This is a genomic window from Acidobacteriota bacterium (assembly GCA_020853395.1).
Classification (GTDB): domain Bacteria; phylum Acidobacteriota; class Vicinamibacteria; order Vicinamibacterales; family SCN-69-37; genus JADYYY01.
Window position 1 is genome coordinate 160,453 of the sequence record JADYYY010000015.1, and the last position, 25,280, is coordinate 185,732.

General features: G+C 64.4%; 23 protein-coding genes and 1 tRNA gene. 14 read left to right on the plus strand and 10 right to left on the minus strand.

Annotation, left to right across the window (positions count from 1 at the left end; genetic code table 11):
- Positions 1 to 13 precede the first annotated feature (13 nt).
- Positions 14 to 883, minus strand: a complete 870-nt coding sequence (locus IT184_14680; GenBank protein MCC7010050.1) for an SPFH domain-containing protein — start codon at positions 881 to 883, stop codon at positions 14 to 16.
- Between the two features lie 295 nt (positions 884 to 1,178).
- On the opposite strand from IT184_14680, the gene IT184_14685 reads away from it, so the two are divergent.
- Positions 1,179 to 1,724, plus strand: coding sequence for a GNAT family N-acetyltransferase (locus tag IT184_14685; GenBank protein MCC7010051.1), 546 nt, complete (start codon positions 1,179 to 1,181; stop codon positions 1,722 to 1,724).
- A gap of 156 nt (positions 1,725 to 1,880) precedes the next feature.
- Here IT184_14685 and IT184_14690 read toward each other — a convergent pair.
- From IT184_14690 to IT184_14705, 4 genes are all read right to left on the minus strand, one after another.
- Positions 1,881 to 1,970, minus strand: a tRNA-Ser gene (locus IT184_14690).
- Between the two features lie 550 nt (positions 1,971 to 2,520).
- Entirely contained in the window at positions 2,521 to 3,366 is an 846-nt protein-coding gene (locus IT184_14695; protein MCC7010052.1) for an ImmA/IrrE family metallo-endopeptidase, read from the minus strand.
- Positions 3,367 to 3,372: 6 nt separating this feature from the next.
- The gene (locus IT184_14700) at positions 3,373 to 3,822 is read right to left on the minus strand and encodes a hypothetical protein (protein ID MCC7010053.1); all 450 of its coding nucleotides are present in this window, start codon (positions 3,820 to 3,822) and stop codon (positions 3,373 to 3,375) included.
- Entirely contained in the window at positions 3,819 to 4,379 is a 561-nt protein-coding gene (locus tag IT184_14705; protein ID MCC7010054.1) for a hypothetical protein, read from the minus strand. The genes IT184_14700 and IT184_14705 overlap by 4 nt, the downstream gene beginning before the upstream one ends.
- A gap of 219 nt (positions 4,380 to 4,598) precedes the next feature.
- Here IT184_14705 and IT184_14710 point away from each other — a divergent pair, with 219 nt between their 5' ends.
- The 7 genes from IT184_14710 to IT184_14740 all read left to right on the plus strand — a co-directional run bounded on the left by IT184_14710 (position 4,599) and on the right by IT184_14740 (position 8,945).
- On the plus strand, positions 4,599 to 5,564 hold the full coding sequence (locus tag IT184_14710; GenBank protein MCC7010055.1) for a nucleotidyltransferase: 966 nt from the start codon (positions 4,599 to 4,601) through the stop codon (positions 5,562 to 5,564).
- A 10-nt stretch (positions 5,565 to 5,574) separates the two neighbouring features.
- Positions 5,575 to 6,093, plus strand: coding sequence for a hypothetical protein (locus IT184_14715; GenBank protein MCC7010056.1), 519 nt, complete (start codon positions 5,575 to 5,577; stop codon positions 6,091 to 6,093).
- On the plus strand, positions 6,090 to 7,034 hold the full coding sequence (locus tag IT184_14720) for an AAA family ATPase (GenBank protein ID MCC7010057.1): 945 nt from the start codon (positions 6,090 to 6,092) through the stop codon (positions 7,032 to 7,034). Before IT184_14715 ends, IT184_14720 begins: the two co-directional genes overlap by 4 nt.
- Before the next feature lie 10 nt (positions 7,035 to 7,044).
- Complete coding sequence (locus IT184_14725) at positions 7,045 to 7,767, plus strand: hypothetical protein (GenBank protein ID MCC7010058.1); 723 nt, start codon at positions 7,045 to 7,047, stop codon at positions 7,765 to 7,767.
- A gap of 184 nt (positions 7,768 to 7,951) precedes the next feature.
- Positions 7,952 to 8,356, plus strand: coding sequence for a type II toxin-antitoxin system VapC family toxin (locus IT184_14730; protein MCC7010059.1), 405 nt, complete (start codon positions 7,952 to 7,954; stop codon positions 8,354 to 8,356).
- Positions 8,353 to 8,649, plus strand: a complete 297-nt coding sequence (locus tag IT184_14735; GenBank protein MCC7010060.1) for a type II toxin-antitoxin system Phd/YefM family antitoxin — start codon at positions 8,353 to 8,355, stop codon at positions 8,647 to 8,649. The genes IT184_14730 and IT184_14735 overlap by 4 nt, the downstream gene beginning before the upstream one ends.
- A gap of 29 nt (positions 8,650 to 8,678) precedes the next feature.
- Positions 8,679 to 8,945: an antitoxin gene (locus tag IT184_14740; protein ID MCC7010061.1), complete on the plus strand. Its 267-nt coding sequence runs from the start codon at positions 8,679 to 8,681 to the stop codon at positions 8,943 to 8,945.
- A 348-nt stretch (positions 8,946 to 9,293) separates the two neighbouring features.
- Here the strand turns inward: IT184_14740 and IT184_14745 are convergent, their stop codons facing one another.
- A complete protein-coding gene (locus IT184_14745) occupies positions 9,294 to 10,169 on the minus strand; it encodes an IS481 family transposase (protein ID MCC7010062.1) in 876 nt (291 codons plus the stop codon).
- A gap of 293 nt (positions 10,170 to 10,462) precedes the next feature.
- Between IT184_14745 and cas7u the strand changes: the two genes are divergently transcribed.
- The 5 genes from cas7u to IT184_14770 all read left to right on the plus strand — a co-directional run bounded on the left by cas7u (position 10,463) and on the right by IT184_14770 (position 18,844).
- Complete coding sequence (gene cas7u / locus IT184_14750; GenBank protein MCC7010063.1) at positions 10,463 to 11,722, plus strand: type I-U CRISPR-associated protein Cas7; 1,260 nt, start codon at positions 10,463 to 10,465, stop codon at positions 11,720 to 11,722.
- On the plus strand, positions 11,719 to 13,341 hold the full coding sequence (gene cas5u6u / locus IT184_14755; GenBank protein ID MCC7010064.1) for a type I-U CRISPR-associated protein Cas5/Cas6: 1,623 nt from the start codon (positions 11,719 to 11,721) through the stop codon (positions 13,339 to 13,341). Before cas7u ends, cas5u6u begins: the two co-directional genes overlap by 4 nt.
- Positions 13,338 to 16,268 carry a type I-U CRISPR-associated helicase/endonuclease Cas3 gene (gene cas3u / locus IT184_14760; GenBank protein ID MCC7010065.1) on the plus strand — a complete coding sequence of 977 codons (2,931 nt, stop codon included), beginning with the start codon at positions 13,338 to 13,340 and terminating at the stop codon, positions 16,266 to 16,268. The genes cas5u6u and cas3u overlap by 4 nt, the downstream gene beginning before the upstream one ends.
- On the plus strand, positions 16,265 to 17,431 hold the full coding sequence (locus tag IT184_14765) for a hypothetical protein (GenBank protein ID MCC7010066.1): 1,167 nt from the start codon (positions 16,265 to 16,267) through the stop codon (positions 17,429 to 17,431). The genes cas3u and IT184_14765 overlap by 4 nt, the downstream gene beginning before the upstream one ends.
- A 768-nt stretch (positions 17,432 to 18,199) precedes the next feature.
- On the plus strand, positions 18,200 to 18,844 hold the full coding sequence (locus IT184_14770; GenBank protein MCC7010067.1) for a hypothetical protein: 645 nt from the start codon (positions 18,200 to 18,202) through the stop codon (positions 18,842 to 18,844).
- Positions 18,845 to 19,108: 264 nt separating this feature from the next.
- On the opposite strand, the gene IT184_14775 is transcribed toward IT184_14770, so the two are convergent.
- From IT184_14775 to IT184_14790, 4 genes are all read right to left on the minus strand, one after another.
- Positions 19,109 to 19,612, minus strand: coding sequence for a hypothetical protein (locus tag IT184_14775; protein MCC7010068.1), 504 nt, complete (start codon positions 19,610 to 19,612; stop codon positions 19,109 to 19,111).
- A 62-nt stretch (positions 19,613 to 19,674) separates the two neighbouring features.
- On the minus strand, positions 19,675 to 20,634 hold the full coding sequence (locus tag IT184_14780) for an alpha/beta fold hydrolase (GenBank protein MCC7010069.1): 960 nt from the start codon (positions 20,632 to 20,634) through the stop codon (positions 19,675 to 19,677).
- A 560-nt stretch (positions 20,635 to 21,194) separates the two neighbouring features.
- A complete protein-coding gene (locus IT184_14785) occupies positions 21,195 to 23,666 on the minus strand; it encodes an ABC transporter permease (GenBank protein MCC7010070.1) in 2,472 nt (823 codons plus the stop codon).
- Between the two features lie 345 nt (positions 23,667 to 24,011).
- Positions 24,012 to 24,476, minus strand: a complete 465-nt coding sequence (locus tag IT184_14790) for a DUF1801 domain-containing protein (protein MCC7010071.1) — start codon at positions 24,474 to 24,476, stop codon at positions 24,012 to 24,014.
- A gap of 340 nt (positions 24,477 to 24,816) precedes the next feature.
- Between IT184_14790 and IT184_14795 the strand changes: the two genes are divergently transcribed.
- The gene (locus IT184_14795) at positions 24,817 to 25,278 is read left to right on the plus strand and encodes a hypothetical protein (protein MCC7010072.1); all 462 of its coding nucleotides are present in this window, start codon (positions 24,817 to 24,819) and stop codon (positions 25,276 to 25,278) included.
- Positions 25,279 to 25,280 lie beyond the last annotated feature (2 nt).

The following is a 25,280-nucleotide window of genomic DNA, read 5'->3' on the forward strand; positions in this document are numbered from 1 at the left end:
GACCGCCTTCGTTCTACTGATAGAGGGTGCCCGTGTTGACCACCGGCTCGACGCCGCGCTCGCTGCAGAGCACGACGAGAAGGTTGCTCACCATCGTGGCCTTGCGTTCCTCGTCGAGCTCAACGACACCCTTGCTGCTGATCTCGTTCAACGCCATCTCGACCATGCCGACGGCGCCCTCGACGATGCGCTGCCGCGCGGCGATCACCGCCGACGCCTGCTGCCGTCGCAGCATGGCGCCTGCGATCTCCGGCGCGTACGCCAGATGGCTGATCCGGGCTTCGATGACCTCGATGCCGGCCTTCTCCAGCCGGTTCTGGATCTCGTGCCGCAGCCGCTCCGAGATCTCGTCCACCGAGGATCGCAGCGACAGCTCGCCTTCGCCGTGCGCATCGTACGCGTAGCTCGTGGCGAGGATCCGGACGGCGGCCTCGGACTGCACGTGCACGAAGTGCTCGTAGTCGTCCACGTTGAACGATGACTCGTACGTCTCGACGACGCGCCAGACGACGACGGCGGCGATCTCGATCGGGTTGCCGTCGTGATCGTTCACCTTGAGCTTGCCGCTCTCGAAGTTGCGGATGCGAAGCGACAGGCGGCGTCGGCGCGTGAAGGGATTGACCCACCAGAAGCCTGGCGTGCGGATCGTGCCGACGTACACGCCGAAGAGCGTGAGCACCCGCGCTTCGTTGGGGTTGACGACCGTCAGGCCCTGAAACGCGATGACGTCGATCACGATCGTGGCCGTGGCGAGCAGCACACCGCGAAGCGAGCCCTGACCGGCGGCCTCGACGAGGCCATAGACGGCAGTGATGCCGGCCGCGAGCAACAGCGCGACCGCGGTCCAACCCGACAACCCACGACGTTCCCGTTCGCGCGCCATATGCCCTCCGTGACATCAGAGTGATATCACATCGATATCCCGGCTCGTCAAGTGCGACGATCCAAGCGAGATCGGCGGCCAAGCTGGGCTGTACATCGTCAGGCGTCTAGAATTCCGTTCGTGGCTGGTGACGCGCGGGAGGCGGCACGCCGCGATCGTCGGAGGCGCGCCACCGAGACGCGATCGACGGAAAGCCGAGGAGCGACGTCGCCTCGCGGTCCGCGAGATCGACGAACACGCGCGGGCCGACGCCCGGGTTGTCGGGCTTCGGCGCCGGGAAGGTGAGACGACCGTCATGCAGGATGAAGTGCGATCGTCATCCGGATTCGACTTGCAGCCGACGTTGGCCGGCGCGCTCGTGGCGTTGCGCCCGCTCGTGCCACAGGACTTCGACGCGTTGTTCGCCGTCGCGTCGGATCCGCTCGTGTGGGCACAGCATCCGGACAAGTCGCGGTCGACGCCGGACGGTTTCCGCCGGTTCTTCGACGTCGCGATCGCCTCGGGAGGCGCGCTGCTCGTCGCCGATCGCGCGACCGGGCAGGTGATTGGGTCGTCGCGGTTCCACGGTTACGATCCGGACGCGGACGAGGTCGAGATCGGCTGGACGTTTCTCGCCCGTTCTCGCTGGGGCGGCCGCTACAACGGCGAGATGAAGGCGCTGATGCTCCGGCACGCCTTCCGGTTCGTGCGGCACGTCGTGTTTCTCGTCGCGCCGGGCAACCTCCGGTCTCAACTGGCGTTGGCGAAGATCGGGGCGGTGCGTGTCGCGGACCGCTGCGATCCCTCCGGCGCGGCGGTGTACGTCTTTCAGATCGACGCGGGAGACGGCCGGTTCGTCTAGTCTCAACGATCGCGGCGGGGCCGTCTCGAGGTCCCAGCCGAGCCTCTCGAGTCATTGCGTCGGGCGCCTGCCGCCAGTCATGACGCGTAACTTCACAATCCTGTCATGTAGACGCAGGCCCGAGGCACCAGGAGACGATCGAGGCTCTGACGGGATTGGCGGAGAGAGTGGGATTCGAACCCACGGTAGAGTTTCCCCTACACACGCTTTCCAAGCGTGCTCCTTCAACCACTCGGACATCTCTCCGTGTCTGTAGAATCAATGGTTTACGGGCGAGTGGCTCAGCCCGAAACCCCGATTGTGATAGAAATTGTGATAAGTCCCTCAATCTCTGAAGATCACTTACGGGCGTCTCACCCGCTCCGAGACCGCCGGATCCTTCGCCGTTTCGAGTGTGGCTCAGGCGCTGTCGGCCGCCGATACGGGGCAAACCTGACCAGTATAGCGCCGCTCAGCACGTGGCCGGTGGAGCATGATCATGCGCATGCGGTCACGGTCGATATTGACGCTCGGATCCTGCGGCAAATGAAGGCGATCCGGCAGAAGGAAAGCCGTCCGTTGGGCGCCGTCGTGTCGGCGCTACTGGGCAGAGGCACTCGCCGAGCGGCGTCGGCACGACCCACGTTGCGCTGGATCTCTCGGCCGATGGAGGCGCTGGTCGACGTCGAGGACAAACCTGCGACCGATGTTGCACTCGACGCCGGTCAGTCATAAGCCGGCTCGCTCGATGTCAACCGCCGCCATCAACATCCTCGGTGAACAAAACGCAGATCGGCAGGCGCCAGGACGGAGTCGGTCAGCGCCGTCGTGTGGGCCAACGCTCGCGGTGAACGCTGAAATCCGACGGGTCGAGCTCCTTGAGCAACTCGTCGGCTTCCTGGCCACCATTGGCCTCCTTAGCCCAGAGCAGCGTGACGACGGCACCATAGCTCGGCAACAAGCGGGACTCCTCCACCAGCGTAGCGTCGGGCTCCGCGCGCTCAAGCCACGCATCGGCCGGCACAGCATGCGCTCCCGTTGGAACATCGACGCCTCGGAACAGGTCCGCGGCGAGTGTACGCGCGTCCAGCGTCTCCCGAAGCCGTAACCAGCTACTGAATTCCTCAGATCGTTTCGCCCATCGCGTTCGTCCCGCCTCGCTCCAAACAAGTGCCACGGCATATGACGTGAGGCCAACGAAGCGATAGCCGCTCGCCGTCAGTGACGTCTTGAATGCCTCCGCAATTCCTTCCACGAGCCCAAGGCTCGGCGTCTTGTCTGCCATGTGGCGCAGTAGGACCGCCGCCGGCATCAGCAACTCCGCGGCGAACGCATTTGCCTCGCGCTCCTTCTCACGCACGTCTCCGGCCCAGGTCTCGATCACTCCGGAGGTGCACACGCCACAGTTGTCGTGCCCAGGCAGTAGCAAGTGTCCCAGTTCGTGCGCCACGGTGAACCGTTTTCGGCTGTCCTCGCGAATCGAGTTCTTGACGGCGATTGCCGCTTTCGCCGTCCCCTTGATACGTACAAGCATGCCTTCGCATCGTTCCAACGGCCGCTCGTGCACAGGCACTCTCAGCGTGGTCGCGATCTGGCGCACGTCCGGGACACCGGCGATTGAGAGCCGGTCGAGCAGCGCTCGGGCATAGAACTCTGGAACCATGTGGCTTCAGTCAGAGTCCTCTGACATGCGTCGTACCTCATCCTCAAGTTCACGGAGGATCTCTTGGTCCGCATCTGCCAGCGCACCATCGAGATTCCGAGGAGCCGCCGCGAACTCCACTGGCCCGGACGCTGATCGCGGCCGTTCGAGCAGATCTCGCACCCAAGTGGCCGCAGCCCGCTGGGCGACCTTGGGGTCAGATGTCGGCAGATGAGGCGGGCGGAGTTGCGAAAGAAGACTGGTGATGTCCGTCGTCACGTCTGCGTTTCTCTCCCAGGCTTTCGAGCGCATCCCGCTAACCCGCGCGTAGAGTTTCTCCCGGGCTGCTTGGAGGTCAAGCCCTCCCTCGGCGATCGCCGATGTCAACTCGTCCGCTGTCATCTCCTCGACAGGCCCCAAGAGCCGGTCCAACATCTCGAGCATTGCGTCGGCAGGCTCAGGCGCTTTCTTCTTCATCGCTGCGCCTCCCCAATGAAGTGAGCCAATACGACCCTGTTCAACTTTCTGCGCCTTTCGTAGATGTCCCTGACGTCGGCTCTACACAGATCCGCGATCTCTGCTGGCGTGCTGCATCCGAGCTCGACGGCATCCACGTACTCGGTCAACTTCTGGTCGTGTTCAACCAGACGGCGCACGTCTTGAAGCAATTGGTTTGCCTTTCGTTGCTCCTCGTCCGAACGGTCACGCAACCGGGCGTCTTTCTCTGCCTCTTCCGCGGTGAGATCAACGTGAACGTTCCGCTGATGGCTCCTCTTCCTCCGCAGATCGATGAAGTCCCGGATCATCGCTCTGCGCAAGAGCGGGAGAAGTTCTCCCTTTTCGGCGCGGTACCGGATCTCGTCACCGCCGAGAACCTTCACGATCGTGTCGCTCACAAGGTCCTCAGCCGAGAACCCTGTGCCTGATAGGACCGTGTCCCGCCCCATGAGGACTGACAGGCGAAGCGCTTGGACCAGTAGTTTCCTGTAGATGTCCTCCCAATCAACGTTCTCGAACGGATCGATCGGCGCCATGAAGATTCAGTGCGAATGAGCAAGGCAGAATTTGGAGGACCGAATTCTAGCTGAGGTAGCGCGATTGGTCGTTCACCCAATTCCCCTAGGGAATCGCCACTATCGCAAACGGTTCCCAAAATCCGCCTCGCTCGTTCGCAATGGCCTACAGGGGGATCTCGTGCCGGCAGGCCGCCACGCCACGCTGGTGATGAGCCCGGACGTTAGAGGAGGGCAGGAATGGGCCGACAGCACGTCGACCACAGTGAGATTGCGGCATTCGCTCAGGATAGGGTGAACCTCCCAAAGGAGAAGGCGAACGAGTACCGCGCGCAGGCCCGCCGCCTTCGCGAGAAGCTAGAGGGCTACCTTGAACAGCATCCGGATTTCACGTTGAAGAAGATGCTGCTCTCGGGGAGTCTCGCCAAGGGGACGGCCCTTCGGTCGCTCAACGACATCGATGTGGCGTGCTACATCAGCGGTGCCGATGCGCCGAAGGACGTTCAGGCCTTACTGGAGTACCTCGCCGCACGGCTGAGGGCAGCCTTCCCGAACTTCAGCCCGGACCAGGTGAAGCCCCAGACCTACTCCGTCACCGTGTCCTTCCGGGGCACCGGTCTCGACGTGGACGTTGTGCCGATTCTGTACGACGGCGACCCCCAGTGGTACGGGAACTTGGTCAGCCAGGACGACGGCTCGTTCCTGATGACCAACATCCCGCTTCACCTGGACTTCACCGCGAGCAGAAAGCGGGCCCAAGAGCAAGATTTCGCTCAGGTCGCTCGATTGGTGAAGTTCTGGGCGAAACGCATGAAGCAGGAGCGGGAGGGCTTCCGGTTCAAGTCGTTCATGACTGAGCTGATTCTCGCGAAGCTGTGCGACGACGGGCTCGACTTCTCGGACTATCCAGAGGCGCTCCAGCATTTCTTCACGTACGTTGCCCGCAGTGGCCTTCGAGAGCAGATCGTGTTCGCAGACTACTACTCGCCTTCAACGGTTGGCACGCTGGTCGGTGACGTTCGAATTGTAGACCCGGTGAATGCCAAGAACAACGTCGCGCGCCTCTACACACGCGCACAGCGCGACGCAATCGTCGACGCGGCTCTGGACGCCGGCGACGCAATCGACGCTGCTCTCTCGGCGCCGACGAAGCAGTTGACGGTCGCGTACTGGCAGAAGGTCTTCGGTTCCTCTTTTCAAGCGTGAGTCTTCCCTCATGTCCTATAGCTACACCCTCAGCGAGAGCACGACGTTCACCATCACGCACGCGCGGCACATGGCGGCGAAGGTGGCCACTGATCTGAAGCGCATGCAGCGCTTCTATGACCTGCCGACGGACGCTCAGATTGCGGCGTACGAGACTGAGGCGACAGAGTTCCTCAAGGCCGGCTACTTGGGCACTGTCACGTACGGCTTTCGGCGCAAGGACAACTGGATCGAGCCGACCTTGCGATACACCGCGCGCGAGCTGGCTGGAGCATCGGCTTCCGACGACGACCCCGGGCGAGTGCGCCCTGGGGCCGACATCAGCGGCGCGACGTTCTACAGCTATTTGACCTACAGTGCCGCGTGGGACCGGCTGCCTGAGTCCGAGCGAGCGGCCTTCCGGGAGGGGTTGCCATTCCAGCGGAGCGGCGCACCAGAGCCCGGTGTGGTTGGCTATTTTGCCAGTGAGCGCACGTACTCGTCTGGTGGTCGCGCCCTCGACCGTTCGTCTGTTCGGAGTCTGTCGTGACCGTAAAGCCCCATATCGATGAACTGTTCGAGCGACGCATCACCTGTCCCGACGTCGATGTCCAGGCGCGACTGGCGAGGCTTGTCGGCATCGACGAGCAGAAGACCAGACTTGCGAAGAGCCTGGCGTTGCTGGTGAACCCGGGCAGTCTGGAGGACTGGGCTCGCCGCCATCATCACGAGGTCCGTGCGCTACTGGATTCGGTGTTGCGGAGGCCGCCGCTCGTCGTGCTAGCCGGAGACGTCGGGTCTGGGAAGACCGAACTCGCTGAGACCATTGGCGATTCAGTCGCCCGGCAAGTGCGGATCGAGATCACTCTGTTGCCATTGAGTCTCTCAACCCGAGGTCAAGGCCGTGTGGGGGAAATGACGCAGCTGTTGTCAGCGGCGTTCGATTACACGGTGGCCGAGGCTACCAGACTGAAATCTACCTCAGGCCGTGCGCGCGGCGCGGTGATCCTGCTGGTCGATGAGGCCGACGCGCTCGCGCAGTCGCGCGAATCGTCCCAAATGCACCACGAGGATCGTGCAGGCGTCAACGCGTTCATCAGAGGCGTCGACCGGATAGCGAACGCGAGGGTGCCCGCGGCGGTGATCATGTGCACGAACCGGCTGACAGCGCTAGATCCGGCCGTCCGAAGGAGAGCGGCCGACGTGCTGACCTTCGGACGACCGAACGATGAACAGCGCCGCACGCTGCTGTCGGATGCTCTCAGCGCCGTCGGGTTCAGGCGGCAGGAGCTAGACGCCCTCGTGGCCGCAACAGGCCCGCGGCGCGGAGGGCCGGAACATGGCTTCACGTTCTCGGACCTGACACAACGGCTGTTGCCGGCGATCGTGCTGGATGCCTATCCTACCGGCCCCGTCAGCGCTACCCGCGCTGTCGAAATTGCCAGAGCGATGGCGGCCACTCCACCGTTTCGTGAAGATAACGTCTCATGAGGCGCACGCCATGATCGAATGGTCCCTGAACAAAATCCTGTCCAATCTCCACGACGACATCGAGCGCCGGCTTGCTACCGTCCGCGATTCCTTCGGGCATTCGACGACCAAGGGCGACGCCAGCGAGCAGGTGTGGCTGGAACTCTTTCAGCGCTACCTGCCGAAACGCTATCAGGCGGAACGTGCTCACGTCGTCGATAGCAACGGCGCGTTCAGTCAGCAGATCGACGTCGTCATCTTCGATCGTCAGTACTCGCCCTTCATTTTCGACTTCGCTGGCCAGAAGATCGTTGCCGCCGAGAGCGTCTATGCCATCTTCGAGGCGAAGCAACTCGCAACCGCGGCCTACGTTGAGAGCGCCCAGCACAAAGCGCAGAGCGTCCGTCGCCTGCACCGGACAAGTCTGCCCATTCCGCATGCCGGCGGCACGTACCCGCCCAAGCCGCTGCCTCCTATTCTCGGCGGCCTGTTGACCTTCGAGAGCGACTGGAAGCCCCCGATGGGTGATTCCCTCCAGGCGGCACTCGAGACCGGGTCGGGTGAGCGCCGTCTCGACATCGGCTGCATTGCCGCGCATGGCACGTTCGGATGCGACGCAACCGGTTGCTACATCGCCACGCCGAAGGCTAAGGCCGCGACGGCGTTTCTTCTTGAGCTGATCGCCCGCCTCCAGAACAGCGCCACCGTGCCTATGATCGACGTGCGTGCCTACGCTAAGTGGCTCGCGACGTAAGGTCAGCAGCATCAAGCCTGCCGCCAGTTGGCTTCAGTCGTTTGGGACGGAAGGGCCTGAAATCGTCGATTTCAGGCCCTTTTTGTTTGCCTGGCTGACGTTGGCTGCCGATGGACCACTTCGGAACGGGTTTGGGCACACTGACTGGCCGGAGATCATTGTACAATTGTCCAGCCGTTAGCCCATGGCATCGAACATCGTGATCGACACCTCGGCCATCCTGGCTGTGCTCCTCGACGAGCCAGAGAAGGACGCGGTCGTCGAGAAGACGCTGGGCACAATTCTGGGAGCTCCAGCGTCCCTACGCTGGGAGGTTGGGAACGCGGCCACGGCCGGCGTCAAGAGACGGCGACTCACGGAGGAGCGGGCACGCCAGCTGATGACCGACTTCGAGTCGGTGACGATTCGCGAGCTAACGATCGACATCAAGAGGGCCGTTGATCTCGGTCTGGAGCTCCGCATCTACGCGTACGACGCCTACATCCTGGAAGCGGCTCGGGCATCCGGATTCCCGTTGCTCACTCTGGACGGCCCGATCCAGAGGAATGCGCGGAAGATGGGCCTTTCGTTGGTGGAGTTGGACCTATGAAGCTCTACACCTACTCGACAGCACGACAGCGTCTGGCCGACGTGCTCGAAGAGGCGTCCCGAGAAGGAGAAGTCCAGATCCGACGCCAGGATGGTCGTGTGTACGCCGTGACGCCCGTCGCGACGCCTGCCGAGTCGCCATTCGCGAATGTCACGGGTCGGGCCGTCAAGGGCGTGACATCGAAGGACCTGATCCGAGCAACGCGCGAGGAGGGTTGGGCTCGGGGAGGACGTGCGCTGCGCATCAGTCCAAACAGAGGTGGAGTTGCACGCACCAAGCGGCGCGCTGGTTGAGGGGCGGCGCTTCGGCGAGGAGTCCGACGATGAAGCTTGATACCGACGAGAAGGGACTGCTCGAATCGGTCACGCGCGGCGAGTGGAAGTCGGCCGGCGGGGGCAAGCGTGAGCGCACCAAATACGCCCGCTACGCCAAGGCGACGTTCCGCGAGGACCGACGGCTGAACATCCGACTGTCGAGCAAGGACCTGGAAGCGATCCAGGAGCGGGCCCTGGCGGAGGGACTTCCGTACCAGACGTTGATCTCCAGCCTATTGCACAAGTACGCGTCGGGGCGACTGAAGGAGATCTGAGCGGGTCAGGTGATGGCCCATTTCCACGTTCTTGTCATCGGCGATGATGTCGCGGGGCAGCTCGCTCGCTACGACGAGAACAAGTCTGTGGCCCCCTACAAGGTGCGCGTCACGAGCGAGAACGCCAAAAACCTGGCGACGTGGGCGGCACTCCGGGGCCGAGAAGCAATCCCATTCGACACGGTGGCGACCTCGGACGGCGACACACAGTTCCTCGCGCGCCGAGTCGCTCGTTGGACCGAATGTCAGACGGGCATCGATTTGGACGGCGTGTACTACATGTCGAGGGCCAATCCGGACGGAGAGTGGGACTGGTGGTCTAGCTGTTGTGGTCAAGCACGTTGTTCATCACGCAGCGCTCTGTAGCCGTGTCCACGGGACCTGATAGTCCAAGGCCCCATGTGGCCGCTCGCGGTGGTAGAAGCGCACATACCGCCGCAGGCGGTCTCGGCGTTCCCGCGACGTGGCGTAGGGCACGACGTACGCCCACTCGCGCAGCAGCGTCTGGATAAACCGTTCGGCCTTGCCATTCGTGCGGGGCGTGTAAGCCCGCGTCCGCTTGTGGCGCACCGCCAGCGCCTCACAGGCCGCCCGAAACACCGTCGAGACGTACCCGCTGCCGTTGTCACTCAGTACGCGCCGAATCGTGATGCCGCGCGCGGCAAACCAGGCCACCGCGCGTTGGAGAAACGCCGCACATGTCGGCCCGAGCGGATCGGCCAGCACCTCGACGTAGGCGATGCGGCTGTGATCGTCTACGGCCACGTGCACATACTCCCAGCCAATGCCGCGGGTCGCCCGGCGGCGATCGCCATGGATGCGATGTCCCACGCAGCCAATCTTCCCGAGCGGCTTGATGTCGACAGGCAGGAGGTCGCCCGCCGCGGGCCACTCGTACCGCTGCACGGGCACCGCAGGCGCGACAACCGGACGCTGCAGCCCGAGGCGGCGCAGCCAGGCGCTCACCGTGGACCGCGGCATCCGCAACGCCAGCGCGATCGCCCACGCCGGCAAGCCGTGCTGGGTGCGCAACCAGCGAATCAGCCAGACGGCCAGCTCCGCGGTCTGGTGCGACGCGGGCCCTGGCCGCGACGAACCGTCCTCGAGCGCCGCCACACCGCCATGCCGAAACCGACGCACCCACTTGGCCACGGTCCGCACACTGACGCCGAACGCCTCGGCCGCCTCCGCCTGGGTCCAGTCCTCGAACACCACGCGCGTCACCAACAGCAGACGCGACGCGGGCGTACTCTTCGCATTACGATGAAGCTTCATCCGGGGCTCCCCTCTGAATTGAACGAAGTGTGATAACTCCATTCTTTCCAGAGCGCTCCGGATGAACAACGTGTTTAGCACTCACACCTAGCTTTGGTCGGCGCGTGCGGCGCTCCTTCCGAAGCAAGTCTGGCTTTTGCGAGTCGTCCAGCGTGTGACCCGTTCTGTCACGGTTGTGGTAGAACCTCCTCCGTGCGCCGGCGGAATCTGGAGCCCACCGATCAACCTGACGAGGAGCATGCATGTCCACACCAGCCGAACTCACGCTCGGAACCCTCACGGACGCCGTAAAGACGGCGGCCGCCTTCCGGTGCCGGCGGCGGTTGCAGCCTGCAGGGGGAGAAGGCGACAAGGTCTTCCCTCCCACCTTTGCCGGGGCCGTGTACGCGATCGACAGGCGGCGTGTGCCCGGGCGCGAAGGCTCCGTGCAGTGCGTACTCCTCGACAGCGTTCAGAGTCAAGCCAATCGGATGGAGCAGGCGCTCCAGGATGCCCTCGACGACAACAAGTTCACGATGCCGCACGTCGTCGTCGATTTCTCGGAGCACGATCCAAAGGACGGTGAGAACCTCGACGAGAAGTTGATCGACGTCGTCGGCAAAGTGACGAGTCTGCAGGTCCCTCACCGGCTCGCCGACGCGATCCTCCGCGATAGCGAACTCGATGGCACGCGATTCCGCGAGTCCGAAACTGGCAAGGCGCTGAACCGTGTCAGCCTGGCGAATGCCACGCCTCTCTTCGAGCTTTCACCCACCGCGCTCGTATTCGGCTTGTGGGACTCCACAGGCCCCAAGGGCGGCCTCGGGCCGAAGTTCGAGCGCGCAATCGTGTCGGAGGTCGTCGGCGTGGGGGTAGAAGTTGGTGACCTTCGTCGCGGAGTTCGGCGTGACCCACTGGAGATCCGGGCGGCAGTGAAAGTCGTCAAGAACCCGGACAAGTCTTGGAGGATGGCTGCCGAGCAGGAGAAGAACGGAAAGCTGGAATGGGAGACAGGCTCTACCGAGCCGTCGAAGATCAACCACTCCAGCGTACCTTTCCCTAAGCAGCGAGAGAAGAAGACGGATGACAACCACTACGATGGTGTGACGCTGGAGTACGCCGAGCAGACCACGACGCTCTCGTTGATCGTGCTTCGGCACCTCCGTTTCCCCATCAACGGCGCGCCGAGCATCGACGTTGACGTCGCTGCGCGCACGGTCCTTGCGGCGCTCGGTCTGACCGCCGCGACCCTAGCGTTCGAGTCGGGAATGGGACTGCGCTCGCGGTGTCTGCTTTGGCCTGAGGGTCCGATGACCTGGGAGCTGCTCGACAGGCCCGGCCAGCCCTCGAAGTCGTTTGCCGTCTCCGGCAATCAGGCGGTCGCGCTTCTGGAGCAAGCCATCGCAGCTGCAACTGAAGTGAAGCTGCCCTGGCCAAGCGATCCGGTCAAGCTGAAGCCTTCGAACGACTTGGTCGAACTGGTCCGACGCAGCCAGCTTGAGGCGACCAAGGACGAGGCTTGACACAGGCGGGAAGTGCAATGCTCGCCTTTGGTATCCGTTACCTAAACGGGTTCGTTGCGGCCTCCGAGCCCGACTCCCACGAACGGCCCGAGTGGCCGCCGCACCCTGGTCGCGTCTTCATGGCGCTCGCTGCCGCGCATTTCGAGACCGGAGCGCATCCCTCCGAGCGAGAAGCGCTTGGGTTCATCGAGAAACTGGAGTCCGCGCCACTCATTTGCGCCGGTGAAGCCTCCGCCCGTGAGCTCGTTACGCACTTCGTTCCGGTCAACGACAGGGCAATTTGGACGAAGGATCCGAGCAAGCCGAAGCAGAAACCACCCCCTTCACTTCAATCTGCACCTGGAATAATGCGTGTCCGCAATGAGCGCACGTTCGCGCGCGCCTGGCTGGATGACGACGTCGTCTATCTATGGTGGCCCGGAGCCCAGCCGTCCGACGCGGCGTGTAGCGCGTTGTCCACGCTCTGTCGGAAGGTCACGCGAATCGGCCACTCCGTTTCGCTCGTTCAGATGTGGCTCGCTTCGCCTGACGAGCTTGGGGAGCCGAGATGGGTTCCCGAACGCGATCGAGCGGAGATCCACCTTCGTATGGCGGGTCCAGGAACGCTCGAATACCTTGAGCAGTGCTTCAACCGGACCGACATCGAACGCTGGGGAGAGCTCGTTGCGGGAGCCAGTGACGATGCGGACAAGAAGGCGCAGACGGTGGCGAAGAAGCGACTGAAAGAGGACTACCCTGAGGGCCGGTCCCTGAGACGGCGTCCCGAACTGCGGATCTTCGAAGGCTACGCGCGCCCGCACGCCGCCGATGAGAGCGCCACGGCACCGGGCACGGTGTTCTGTCCGCACCTCATCGTGCGTTCGATCGAGCGCGAGTCGGGTCCTTATCGGGAACTCGATCTGTTGTGCGCGCCGCAGGTCGTCCAACGCTGGCGGGCTGCGATCCTGACGCAGATCAACGACGTGCGGGAGCCTGTTAGGCGATTGCTCTCTGGCCACGACGACGAAGGCTTACCTCTCAAGGATCCGCATCTCGCGTTCGTGCCGCTCGGCTTCGTCGGCCATCCACACGCGGACGGCCATCTGCTTGGAATGGGGCTCGTCCTGCCTGACGGGCTGCCCCCCGAAGACCGGCGTCACGCGCTACGTGCCATGGCTCGCGTAGATCGGCTACTCCTCGGCCGTCTCGGAACTTGGCGCATCAGTGGAGTCGATGCCACCCAGCCACCCTGGAACCTCCGATCTAATGTCTGGACGGCGCATCCGCGCGGTGCAACGCATTGGTCGACGGTCACCCCCATCGCCTTCGACCGGCATCCGAAGGAGAAGAATCGCTCGTCGTACCAACGCGAGATCGCCGGGATGATCGCGCAAGCGGCATTGCAGGTCGGGCTTCCCGCACCACGCGACGTAATCGTCACCTCCGTCTCCGCTCATCTGGGCGTCCCGCCGGCACACGCCTTTCCGAGGCTCCAGCGCAAGGACGGGAGCCAACGACGCCACGCACACGCGATCCTCGTGTTCGACCGGGCCGTGTGCGGTCCCATCGTCCTTGGCGCCGGCCGCTATCGTGGATACGGTGCCTGTCGTCCGCTGTCAGACGGGGAGATCGCGCCGTGAATGTGCTTCCGCAGTTCACGGACGTGTTTTCCGCCCTGTGGGGATTCACGCCATTCCCATGGCAAACGATGCTCGCCGAACGGGTCACTGACGGCCGATGGCCGCAAGCGCTGGACCTTCCAACTGCGTCAGGCAAGACAGCGTGCATCGACATTGCCTTGTTTGCACTTGCGATGCAGGCGGATGAGCCTTTGGAGAAACGGCTCGCACCTCGGCGACTCTGGTTCGTGGTCGATCGTCGCATCGTCGTGGACGAAGCATTCGACCGGGCACGAATGATTGCCGACAAGCTCGCTGCCGCCACCGACGGGCCCCTCAAGGTCATTGCGGATCGTTTGCGTAAACTCGCGGGCACTGATCGACCGCTCGCCGTGGCGCGGCTCCGCGGCGGCGTCCTTCGCGACGATGGCTGGGCGCGCCTCCCGTCACAGCCGGCGGTCATCACGTCCACCGTCGATCAGCTCGGCTCCCGGCTGCTCTTTCGAGGCTACGGGCGCAGCCAGCTCACCGCACCGATCTTCGCCGGCCTCGCGGCCAATGACAGCCTGGTGCTTCTCGACGAGGCCCACTGCTCCGTTCCCTTCCTGCAGACCCTTCGCGCGGTCGAACGGTATCGGGGAAGCGATTGGACCGAGACGCCGCTACCTTCTCCGTTTGCCTTCGTGGTGATGTCGGCGACGCCTCCCTCCGAGGTTCCCGAGAGCGAGGTCTTTCCGGGTGCGGAGCGCGACAAAGCGCTCGACCATGACGTCCTTCGGCAGCGGCTCACTGCGAGCAAACAGGCGGAGCTCGTCGAGTTGAAGGCGAAGAGGTCTGTTGAAGCAGATCCTCTCGTACAAGAGGCGGCGGACCGTGCCCAACAGTTCGCCAACGATGGCAAGCAACGGATTGCCGTGATGGTCAACCGCGTCGCAACGGCGGGCCATGTTGCAGACCTCCTCGAGGAGTCGGTCGGGGACACTTACCAAGTCGTGCTGCTGATTGGCCGGCTGCGCCCGTATGAGAGGGATCAGATCGTCGAGCGCTGGAAGCCGTTTCTGAAGGCCAGCTCGCCCAAGGCTCCAGAGAAGCCGATCATTCTGGTCACTACACAATGTCTGGAGGTCGGCGCAGACTTCTCCTTCGATGCGCTCGTAACCGAAGCGGCGAGCCTGGACGCGCTCCGTCAGAGGTTCGGCCGGCTCGACCGAATGGGCAGCGCGCGCACGTCTCGGGCGATTGTGCTCGTTCGTACTGGAGAAGCGGATCCGCAGAAATCGGAACTGGACCCGATATACGGAGCCGCACTCGCCGCTACGTGGAAACTGCTCAAGACGAAGGCTGACACCGAATCGAAAGTCGACTTCGGCATCGACGCGCTGCGCAAGACCTTGGAGGACGTGGAGGATCTCACACCGTATCTCGCACCCACGAAAGATGCGCCTGTCCTCCTCCCAGCGCATCTGGACCTTCTGTGCCAGACCGCGCCGACGCCGTGGCCGGAGCCGGATGTGCCGCAGTACCTGCACGGCATTGGAAGGGGGGCGCCCGAGGTGCAGGTCGTGTGGCGGGCCGATCTCGGTGAGGATGATCCGGATCGGACATGGGTCGAGACGGTCGCCATGTGTCGCCCCTTGAGCGGCGAGATGCTGACGGCGCCGCTGTGGCGAGTGAGGTCATGGCTCGGCAAGGCGGGCATGCAGGATGCCGGAGCGGACATCGAAGGCACGCCTGATTCCGGAGATGCCAGTAGCGGTGCCTTCCGCAGATGTCTTCTCTGGCGCGGACGTCGCTCGAAAGTGGTGCGAGCTGCGGAAGACATCGCGCCGGGAGACGTCGTGGTCGTTCCTGCCGCGTACGGCATGGCGGGACTCGCTCGACCAAGCGTCATCCACGCTTTGGGAAGGGAACAAGCGGACCTGTGGGAGCGGGTGATGGAAGCCGCAGGCCGTCCCGCCGCCGTCCGGCTGAATCGCGCGGTGACTTCCCGCTGGCTCACATGTGAGCCGCTTCGTCGGCTCATCGATCTCGTGGAGGCGCCCACGATCGAGCGCGAGGCACTGCAGGATGCCATCGATGAGATCCTCACCCACGCGCCGATGGAAGAGACGCAAGAGGAGCAAGAGAGACCGCCCGACTGGTGGGTCGATCTGCTGCGAAGGGTTCGCGCAGGGCGCGTGGAGCGCCATCCTGCGGGGGGCGTGGTCTTGCGTGCGCGATCTGCGAAGGTCACCACCGAGGAGCCCGACCTGTTCGCCGATGATGATGATCTCACCTGCGTAACCGGTAGGGAGCAGTCGCTCGACGAGCACTCCAGGCTGGTACGACAGACTGTCGAGAAACTCGTGGCGCTCTGTCTGCCTGAGAGTCTGCACCAGGTCACGACCGAAGCGGCCTACCTCCACGACGTCGGCAAGCTCGACGAACGCTTCCAGATCCTGCTCCACCAGGGCGACGAACTGGCGGCGCTCGCGGCGACGAAGCCGCTGGCAAAGTCGGCTTCGATCCCGGTGTCTCCAGCACAGCGCCGTGCGTTGCGCGAAGCGAGTGGACTGCCGGAGAGCTTTCGCCACGAGATGCTCTCGACCCAGCTCGCCACCGTGCATCCGAATCCTCTCACCGGCCAAAGCTTGGAGGACTTGTTTCTTCACCTGATCGCCAGCCATCACGGACACGCTCGGCCGCTCGCGCCCATCTGCGAAGATCCGGAACCACCACCGGTTCGAGGAATGCTCGGCGACCGCGAGTTCTCTCTCTCCTGCGAGAAGAGGCGGGAGTGGGTCGCCCATCGAGTGCATTCGGGTCTGGCGGACCGGTTCTGGCGACTCACGCGGCGCTATGGTTGGTGGGGCCTCGCCTACCTGGAAGCCATCCTGCGTCTCGGCGATTGGTACGCAAGCGGGCTCCGCGAGAACAACAACTCAGACAAGAAGGGGCTTCAGCCGTGAGCGTGACGAACTCGACGCGACACTCGATCGAGTTGATTGGCATCGATGGCACAAGTCCTCTGGGATTCCTCGCCGCGCTCGGAGCGCTCGTCGTCGTGCGCGAAGAGGGCGAAGCCGCCGCGTGCCTGCGCTGGGTCCGGTCGCGCACGTGGACGCCAGTGCTCGATGGTCTGATGACGTTTGAGAAGTCGGCGATCTCGGAACTGGTCGCCAAGAGCCTTCGCGGCAAGGAGATCCCCCCAGACGCCGAAGAAAAGCGCAAGTCCGCCGACGGGGGCTACGCTGGAGCGAGGACCGCTGTGAAGAAGGAGATGGACAAGATCAAGAAGGAGAAGCTCAAGGGAGAGGATCGCAGGAAGGCCATCGAGGAGCGCGTTCGGCCGCTGCAGGATGTCGCTGAGGTCAGGCGCCGCGAGTGGCTCGTAGCCCTGAAGGACGCGGTCCAGCGTCCAGAGCTCGCACTCGGCGCGCGCATCGATTGCACGGCTGAGGAGTATCGCGACCACGCGAAGGAGTTTACCGATGTGACCGACAGCCCGTCGCGGGAGGCGATTCGACATCTCGCCGCGTTCGGCAGCGATGCGTGCCTCGAGGATGGGAAGAGCGACTCCCAAGTACAGAAGATCGAAGCCACGCCGTTCTGTTTCATTCGCGGCTCGGGCAATCAGAACTTTCTTGACACCATTCGCAAGCTCCTCACGAAAGTGACGACGGAGCGCGTCGCGCAGGTGCTGTTCGAGCCGTGGACGTACCGCGATGAGAAGCTGTCGATGCGCTGGGATCCAGGTGAGGACAAGCGGTACGCGCTCACTGACACCAAACCTGCCGACGAGGGGGCGCTGACTGTCTGGATGGCCAATCTGCTCACCTATCGATCTCTGGCACTGTTTTCGTGCGCCCCGACGCGCCGTGGGCTCGGGACAACGGGATGGGCGGAGATAGAGGAGGAACGAGTGTTCACCTGGCCGCTCTGGGCCTTCGCCGCCTCGCCCGACATGGCGCGCACGCTGCTCCAGCTTCGTGAGCTGCGAAAAGCCCAGCTGGATCACTCTGCGATCGCCGGTCGCGGCATCGCAGCCATCTACCGTGCTCGCCGCGTTCGGTTTCCAGCTACAGGAGCGAGCTACAAGCTCAACTTCAGCCCTGCTCGCGGATTGCTCTGAGCACCGGAAGCCGTGAGGGACATGGGGAAGCGCGCAGAGGAGAGAACCTCGACGTTCACATGTTCACGACATCGTGAACATGGCCAAGTGCGTGAACATCGCGCGCGACGACTGTGACGTGAACTGTAACGTCAGCGGGCCGTTGAGCCCCAGGAAATGCTCGATCGCGACGACGCGCCTGCCTGAAACGCGTCCGCCTTCACGCCACGAGAATCGTGACGCAACCGTGACGTGACCCGATCGATTTCGCGAGAAGTACAGTGGTTTACGGGGATCGATGCTCGTGACCCGATTTCCGCTAAGCGTCTGAATCCGTCACGGTTATCGCAATCGAGAGCACGCCGTCGCGTACGGCCAGGTGGATTTCCAAGCGTGCTCCTTCAACCACTCGGACATCTCTCCACTTAGAGTCAACGATTTGCGAGCAGTCTGACGTCGAATTATCGCACGCCGTCAGCGAATTCATGTCTCTCCGACATCACCTGAATCCAGCAGTTTACGGACGGCATGCAGCAGTCGGTGCGGAAACTGTGTCAGACCTCGAAAATCTCTTGAGATCATTTGCGGACGTTCGCGCGCGAGAGGCAGGTGCGGTCCCATACGGGAGTACCCGCCTCGACTCCCGTCAAGGAAATGCGCCGTCCGAAATACCCCGTGAGACCGAACGGCGCAGGCGCGTGTCTTCCGATGCGCAGAACCGGAGAGCGGGGAGCGTAGGATACTGCCGGGTAACCGGTGCAGCGGCTGGCAACGTCGCTCTGCACGAAGATCGAACCGCAGGAGGAGACTGTGTTGCGCGTGAGCGAGATCGGATACCGCTGCGGCGTAGCCGCTACCATCGCCGCATTCGCCTACGACGTCGTTCAGATCCTCCAGGTGGCGGGCGTACTGTGGTTTCCCATCGACGAGATCCTGATTTACGGCACATCCCTTTGCATCGTCGTGCCGTTCACTCTCGAGATGGTCGCACTCTACCATCTCACACTGCCCGCGAGACGCTTCTGGGCCCACGCCGCGCTGATGTTCACGATCGTCTACGTGGTGTTCGTCACGGCGAACTACGTCGTCCAGCTCGCAACGGTGGTCCCGGCCAAGGTGAGGGGAACAGCTGATGCCGTTCGACTGCTCGATCAGAGCCCTCATTCGCTCTTCTGGAACTATGACGCCGTCGGCTACATCGCGATGGGCGTGGCAACCCTGCTGGCTGTTCCCGCGTTCAGCGCCGATGGCTTCGAACGCCGTGTCAGGTGGGCGTTGATCGCCCACGCGAGCGTGACCCCTCTCATTGCAGTCGTGTATTTCTATCCGGTGTTTTCAGGCAGGTTGCTGTTCCGCGGCTTCCCGTGGGCGGTCACAGCACCGTTGTTCATGCTCATGGTTGCGATGGCTCTTCGCCGAAGGGCAGGTCCGTGATCGAAGTGTAGCCGACAGGACGTCGTGAACATGCCGACGTCCGAAGAGCGAGCTGCGAGCAGCGGTTGCGTGACGAACGCCGCGCAAGCGAGCCTGCCGTCACTCTCGGCGCCGAGCCCGCAAGCGATCCGGAGACGCTCGCGGCAGCGGTCGCCAGGACCCGCGCGCCTCTCGACCGGTCAGGACCGCCCCGCACGACGGCCGCGGCGCATCGACACGCGAGCCGTCGATGCGCTCCAGTTGCCGCTTGATATCGCCACGACGTCAGATGAGGCGGCTGTCATACGCCCAGTGCAGTACGGCCTGCCGCTGCTTCCGCCGGCAGTCGAGGTCGCCCTCGTCGCAGTGCTTCCGAATGGCTGCGACGTGCCGCGCGACGGCTCGCCACCGCCGTATCTGTCTTGCATCGTCGCGCGTCCTGCGCCCCGTGTAATAGCGGCAGTACCACTGGAACCATCCGCGCGGATCCTGCGGGTTGATCCAGCCCTTGCGCCGCCACTCGGCCAGCGACTGTGAGGCGTTGACGCCGAAGTAGTTGAGACGTGGGTCGTGCCTCCAGGCGCAGAGCTTCGCGCGCGCAAACCAGCTCGCGGGAAACTCGTTCCGACAATCGGTCATGTACCTGCCACCGAACACACCCAACGCGAGCATCTGCTTCGGCGTGAGCTCCGGTGTGAATCCAGGAGCGAAGCGACGCCCCACCGGTTCTGTCCGGTAGTACACGTGGCACTGCTGCATCTTGTCGTTGACGACGACCTTCTGTTTCATGGCCGATCGCTCCTGAGCCGGCTGGACGGGACGCGGATGTCGAACCGCCATCTTCCGCGCCGTCAATTGTGACGGCGGCCTTGCCGCTCCGACGAAGATGGCTCGGCACGTGGGGGGCTCCCGTCGAGGAAACCCGCGAGCTCGGCGCGAAGGATTGTCGTTTGGCCGAGCATGAGGTGGCCGCCGGATTCGAGGGAGAGGAACCGCGCGCCCGGGATACGCTCGGCTGCGCGCCGACTGGCGTCGTGAGAGGCGAGCGGATCGTCTTTGGTGTGCGCAATCAGCGTAGGGACGCCGATCGCTTCCAGGTCGTAGTTGTTGACGTCGGCGTTGGATACGTAGGCGTCGAAGATCGGACCGTCCGGTGTCACGGGAAAGAGACTGTCGATGAACTCGGAGACGAGCCGGGCATGCTCGGCGGTCATGGCGAACCCCTTCGGGACACCTGCGAGGCGGGCCATCGTTGACGGCGCAAGCGTTCGTAGCGCCCACAGAGGAAACTGCCTGTTGAACAACTTCGCCCAGGACGGTTGGACGACGGCGGTGGGACTTCCGGGCAGATTGCCCACCAGCACGACGAGGTGCTTCACCTTTTCCGGGTGTCGCAGGGCCAATTGCAGTGCCGGCGTGGCACCGGCTGAGAGACCGACGACGTCGATCCGATCGATCTCGAGCACGTCGAGCAGTGCCGCGAGCGCGTCGGCCTGGGCAGCGGGCGTCGCATTCGGCGGCATCGCCGAGCCGAGATAGCCGAATCGAGAGGGAGCAACGATCCGGCGGCCGGGAAACAGATCTCGGACGGAAAGGAGTCCTCCGACGCAGTTGTGAAAGATCCCGTGCAGCACGAGCACAGGGTCGCCGTCGCCTCGCTCGGCGTACTCAACGGCACCCCATCGCGTCGAGACGCGCGAGCGCTTCACCGCGGCCTGGCGCGCGCGCGCCGCGTTCAGATCCCGTCGGTAGCGAAAGGACACGCCGACCGCCACAGCGGCCGCAAGCGCGGTGAAATGCCATCGTGTCATGGAGCGGCACGTCGTCGTGGACGGTTTGCTATTGGGTGGCGACACACGCCTGTTGTGTTGAGCGCGAAGAGCTCGGCACATCCAGGTGGAGACGCACACCGACATCGGTTCGAGGCCGAAGCGAGCAGACCGTCACGGCCAGGACGATCCATCCTGCCACGATGAGCACGATCGCGGCTGCCACGCTGGCCCATCGGAGTTTCCACTTGGGCAGCTTCGGCGCTTGACCACCCGAGCAGCGTGTCCGAGCGGAACGCCTGCGGCCAGGAGAACCTCAGAACCCCGAGTTGACTGCGAGAAGGACAGCGGTCGCCACCGGGATAGGCCGCACAGCTTCACTCTCCCGGCGCAACCGCGCCGCCTTGTCGTACGTCGCCGACGGTCACGTCCGGTCCGCCAGCGTCGTTCTTCTGCATTGTTGACGAGCAACTCGTTGGCGGAGTGTCGCCGCGGATGGTCGATGGCGTGGCCGTTCACATGATCTGCGATAACGCTGGCGTGGCCAGGTGGGCTCGCCGTCGAGATCGAGATCATGAGGTCGTGAAGAAGGGCGCCCCACGTCAACCCTGCCGCAGCGCCTCGGTCGGCTGAATACGCAGCGCCCGTCGCGCCGGGGCGGCGCATGCGAGCACGCCCACGGCAGCCATGACGAGGGACGCAATCACCGACGAGACGAGGAGTGCCGTGGTCAAGCTATCGGCGCGCCACGCGATGAACAGGATGAGCCCGTTGCCGGCGATGATGCCACCACCGAGTTGGCGGCCGGCACGGGCGAAGATGCTGCCGAGCACGTGCCGCGAACTGGCGCCGAGCGCGATGCGGATTCCAATCTCGCGCGTGCGGCGCGTCACGGCGACGGCCATGAGCGCGTACAGACCAGCCGCCGCGAAGACCACCGCCACGAGCAGAACGCTGCCGAACACGACGGCGCCGCCCGCCATCCGCCGTCGTTCTCCTGCGACGATGTCGTCGAGGGTGACGACATCGCGGAGGTGCACACCTGGATCGATCTGCGGCGCAAGGGTCGCGACGCGCGGCGCAAGGGGCGCCGCGTCCCCTGCGACGCTCACGGCGACGACAACAGGGTCGACATCCGCCGCGGAGGCTGCGCGATAGACGTAGGCCGCACCATTCCAGTCGGCGGGGAACATCCCCTGGATATCGCTCGTCACGCCGACGATCTCCTGCCACGGGCCTGCCTCTCGCTCGTTGCCCGCCCGAGCCCTTCGCACGCGCGCGCCCAGCGGACTCTTGCCCACCACGCGCGCAAACGCCTCGTTGACCACGACGGGCCGGTTCGCCGCCGCGGCATCGCCGGCCTGCAAGCCGCGGCCGGCCACGACCCGGGCGCCGAAGGCCTCGTGATAGCCGGCGCCGACAGCCGCCATGGCGAATCCGCCCTCGAAGCTGCCGACCAGGCGAGCGGGAGGCGCACCGTCCTGCTCCAGTTCAAGCGTCATCCACTCTGGAGACATCGTCGGCAGGCGATCGGCGTACGTCACGTGCATCACACCAGGCTCTTCAGCCAATCGGCGCGCGAGCTCTTCGTAGGCGCGCTCTCGCCGCGCGTCGATCACCCCATCGTCGGGTACGCCCTGCGCGCCAGCCAGCGCTTCGTCATCCACGGTGAGACGGAAGGTCAGGTAGTGCTCGGTCGGAAACGCTGCCCACCTCGTCTGGTCGGGCAGCGAGCTGGTGAAGATCCCCACTGCGGCGGGCACGAACAAGAGCGTGCAGGCCACCTGTGAGCCGACGATGAACGACCAGATGCCGCCGAACTTCAGGGTTCCGCCGGTGCTCGTGGTTTCCCGCAATCCTCGCTGGAGCGATGCGCGCGTCGCTTTCAGCGCGGGCAGCAAGCCGATCAGCGCCGCGGCAACGAGCGCGAGCCACAGCGCATACGCGACGGTGACGGGTTCGAGCGTCAGATCCACCCAGAACGGCAGGTCGGTCCCTGTGATCAGACTCGCCCGATCCCAGGCATGGCGCACGGTCGTTTGGGCGACGACCAGCCCAAGCACGGCAGCGGCGAGCGACAGCACGAGCCCTTCGGTGACGATCTGCGCGACCACGCGGATCCGGCTCGCGCCCAGCGCGTGGCGCACGACCATTTCGGACTCGCGCAGTGCCGCGCGCGCGAAGATCAGCGTCGCGACATTCGCCGAGACCGCCCCCAAGAGCAACAGGACGATGGCATGGACCGCAACGTCTTCCAGCCGCAGCGAATCGCCCGGCGTGCGTCCGGCGAACGCGCGAACGCGCGTCCGCAACCGGGCGTGCGTGGCTGGCTGGTCGACCGCCAGGCGAGCCGAGGCGACGTCGAGCTCGGCCGCGGCGTCTTGCCAGCTCGCGCCATCGGCGAGGCGGCCGAACACCTGCACGCCCGGCCCTTCGCGCGGCGGCGCGTCGTGGACGGGCAATGGCACCCAGGCCTGTTCGTTGTGCGGGAAGCCGAAGCGCGGCGGCATCACGCCCACCACGGTCCGAGGCGTGCGGCCCACGGTCACGACGCGACCGACGATCGCCGGGTCGTGCTGAAACTGTGTCTGCCACACGTCGTGACCGAGGACCACGACCGGTTCCGCGCCCGGCACTTCGTCCTCGGCCTGCAACGGCCTGCCGAGCAGCGCCGGCACGCGGGTCAGTGGAAACGCCGACGCCGTGATCTCCGCCACGCGCAGCGATTCGACACGGCCTTCACCCGTGAGCACGTTGCGCTCGCCGACGCGAGCGGCGCCAAGATCCACGACCGCCTTCAGCGACTGCCGCCAGATCGCGAAGTCGTGAAGCACACGCGGCTCGACGCGTGACGCTGCGGTGTCCTGGGTCTCCAAGCGCACGATGCGACCGCCGTCAGGAAACGGCAGCCGCTTGTACAGCAGCTCGTCGGCGAGCTCGATGCCGACCGCCCCGATGGCGATGGCTGCCGCAAGCGAGAGGCCGCCGATAATCGTGAGCGCGGGGTACTTCAGCAGCATCCGCACGCCCAACTTCCAGTCGAGCCACGAGATCACGGTCGGCCGCCCCTTCATGTGCTCCGCTCCTTCATCCGCACGAATCGGTGCGTCGGGCCGTGCTCTTCGAGCCGGCGGATGGAGCATCCCCTGCAGACCAACGGATGTCTTCACCCGGACATGAGCGTTCCGTGAGATTCCGGTGAGCGGTTACAGACCGGCTCGCTCGTGGCCGATGGCGCGATCGCACGACCAGATGGTCCGTCGATCAGGGTGACGCCGTGCGACATGGCGCGCAGTCAGACGATTCGCGGTCGGCACGGGTGTGGAGGACGCCCAGCCGGGTTCGCAGAATCGACTTGGCCGATCCGGAGCCGATGAGGGGGCAGCCAGGAGCCGGCGCTGGACATCCACTTCACCCTGCTACGGCACCCAGCCGGGCAGCGCGGCGGCCTGTCGGATCCACGACATCATCTGCGCCTCGTCGAGCTCGTCGTGCTCGCGGATGTCGACGTAGCGCACGTCCTCGTGCTTGGATGCGCCCGGCGGGACGGGGCGGAGCGACGCGCCTCGGAAGAACGCGACTTTGACGTAGTGGGTGAAGCAGTGGAAGTTGAGGAACCAGCCTTGGTCCTCGACGCCGTAGAACGGCGAGTTCCATCTGACCGCCTTGCGCACGCCGGGAACGCTTCGCGCGATGAGCGCGTCGAGGCGGCGCCCGACGTCGCGTTTCCAGCCGGGCATGGCCGCGATGTAGGTCTGCACGGGCACCTCGCCATCGGCCTTCGCGATTTGAGGATTGCCCCCGGCGAGGAGCTTCGGCTTCCTCGTCGTCTTCTTCGCAGCCGTGTCCTTCGTCCGGGCCTTGCTCGTGGTCTTGCCAGCCATGCCGTTCACTCCGTGCCACCCTCCGGGCATCCTCCGCAGGATGCAGCGTCGGCGATCATCATAGTGAACTGAGTGCGGACGGCGGGGATCAAGCTGGTCTTGATCTCCTGAACGACCTATCGTCTCGTACCTGTCGTCCCCGCCGAAGTCAGTCCGCGATTCGACACGGCTCTTGAGCAAAGATGACAAGAATCCGGTTCCTTGGACCCGTCGTACCTGTCGTACCTGTCGAAGTTGTCACCGGGACGTCACGGCGTCCACTGGCCGAACCTGTCATAATCCTCCCTGACCGGCCTGCCTGCCGTCAGTCCCGAAGACCCCTCTGGAGGGGGAAGTCTCTATGGCGCGTCGCAAGACTCAGCTCTTCCTGGTCGGTCTGGTGTGCAGCGTGACGGCTGTTGCCGCCGCCTGTAACAAGAACGACTCCACGGCTCCCAGTCCGATCCTCACGACCGACACGTTCTCCGGCACGATCAACCCGGGCAGCGTCTCGTCCCATGCGTTCAACGTCAACTACAGCTACGCGTATACGGACGCGAACTTCACGATCTCGAGCCTGACCAGCGCCTCGAGCGGCAATCCGGTGTCGATCACGCTCGGCGTGGGATTCGGCACGTACAGCGTCGGCGTGTGCACGCGCGTGGCCGGCGTGACCAATCCGACGGCGCCGATCAGCCAGAAGCTGCCTACCAACACGCAGCCGTTCGGTCCTGGGACTTACTGCATCCAGGTCTTCGACAATCCCGACGCGCCCACTGTAACCGAGCCACTCAAGTACACGCTCGTCGTCGAACACTACTGATC

Coding starts and splice junctions, on each gene's coding strand:
- IT184_14680 (MCC7010050.1), bottom strand. CDS start 883: ATGGCGCGCGAACGGGAACGTCGTGGGTTGTCGGGTTGGACCGCGGTC.
- IT184_14685 (MCC7010051.1), top strand. CDS start 1,179: ATGCAGGATGAAGTGCGATCGTCATCCGGATTCGACTTGCAGCCGACG.
- IT184_14695 (MCC7010052.1), bottom strand. CDS start 3,366: ATGGTTCCAGAGTTCTATGCCCGAGCGCTGCTCGACCGGCTCTCAATC.
- IT184_14700 (MCC7010053.1), bottom strand. CDS start 3,822: ATGAAGAAGAAAGCGCCTGAGCCTGCCGACGCAATGCTCGAGATGTTG.
- IT184_14705 (MCC7010054.1), bottom strand. CDS start 4,379: ATGGCGCCGATCGATCCGTTCGAGAACGTTGATTGGGAGGACATCTAC.
- IT184_14710 (MCC7010055.1), top strand. CDS start 4,599: ATGGGCCGACAGCACGTCGACCACAGTGAGATTGCGGCATTCGCTCAG.
- IT184_14715 (MCC7010056.1), top strand. CDS start 5,575: ATGTCCTATAGCTACACCCTCAGCGAGAGCACGACGTTCACCATCACG.
- IT184_14725 (MCC7010058.1), top strand. CDS start 7,045: ATGATCGAATGGTCCCTGAACAAAATCCTGTCCAATCTCCACGACGAC.
- IT184_14730 (MCC7010059.1), top strand. CDS start 7,952: ATGGCATCGAACATCGTGATCGACACCTCGGCCATCCTGGCTGTGCTC.
- IT184_14735 (MCC7010060.1), top strand. CDS start 8,353: ATGAAGCTCTACACCTACTCGACAGCACGACAGCGTCTGGCCGACGTG.
- IT184_14740 (MCC7010061.1), top strand. CDS start 8,679: ATGAAGCTTGATACCGACGAGAAGGGACTGCTCGAATCGGTCACGCGC.
- cas7u (MCC7010063.1), top strand. CDS start 10,463: ATGTCCACACCAGCCGAACTCACGCTCGGAACCCTCACGGACGCCGTA.
- IT184_14775 (MCC7010068.1), bottom strand. CDS start 19,612: ATGAAACAGAAGGTCGTCGTCAACGACAAGATGCAGCAGTGCCACGTG.
- IT184_14780 (MCC7010069.1), bottom strand. CDS start 20,634: ATGACACGATGGCATTTCACCGCGCTTGCGGCCGCTGTGGCGGTCGGC.
- IT184_14785 (MCC7010070.1), bottom strand. CDS start 23,666: ATGAAGGGGCGGCCGACCGTGATCTCGTGGCTCGACTGGAAGTTGGGC.
- IT184_14790 (MCC7010071.1), bottom strand. CDS start 24,476: ATGGCTGGCAAGACCACGAGCAAGGCCCGGACGAAGGACACGGCTGCG.
- IT184_14795 (MCC7010072.1), top strand. CDS start 24,817: ATGGCGCGTCGCAAGACTCAGCTCTTCCTGGTCGGTCTGGTGTGCAGC.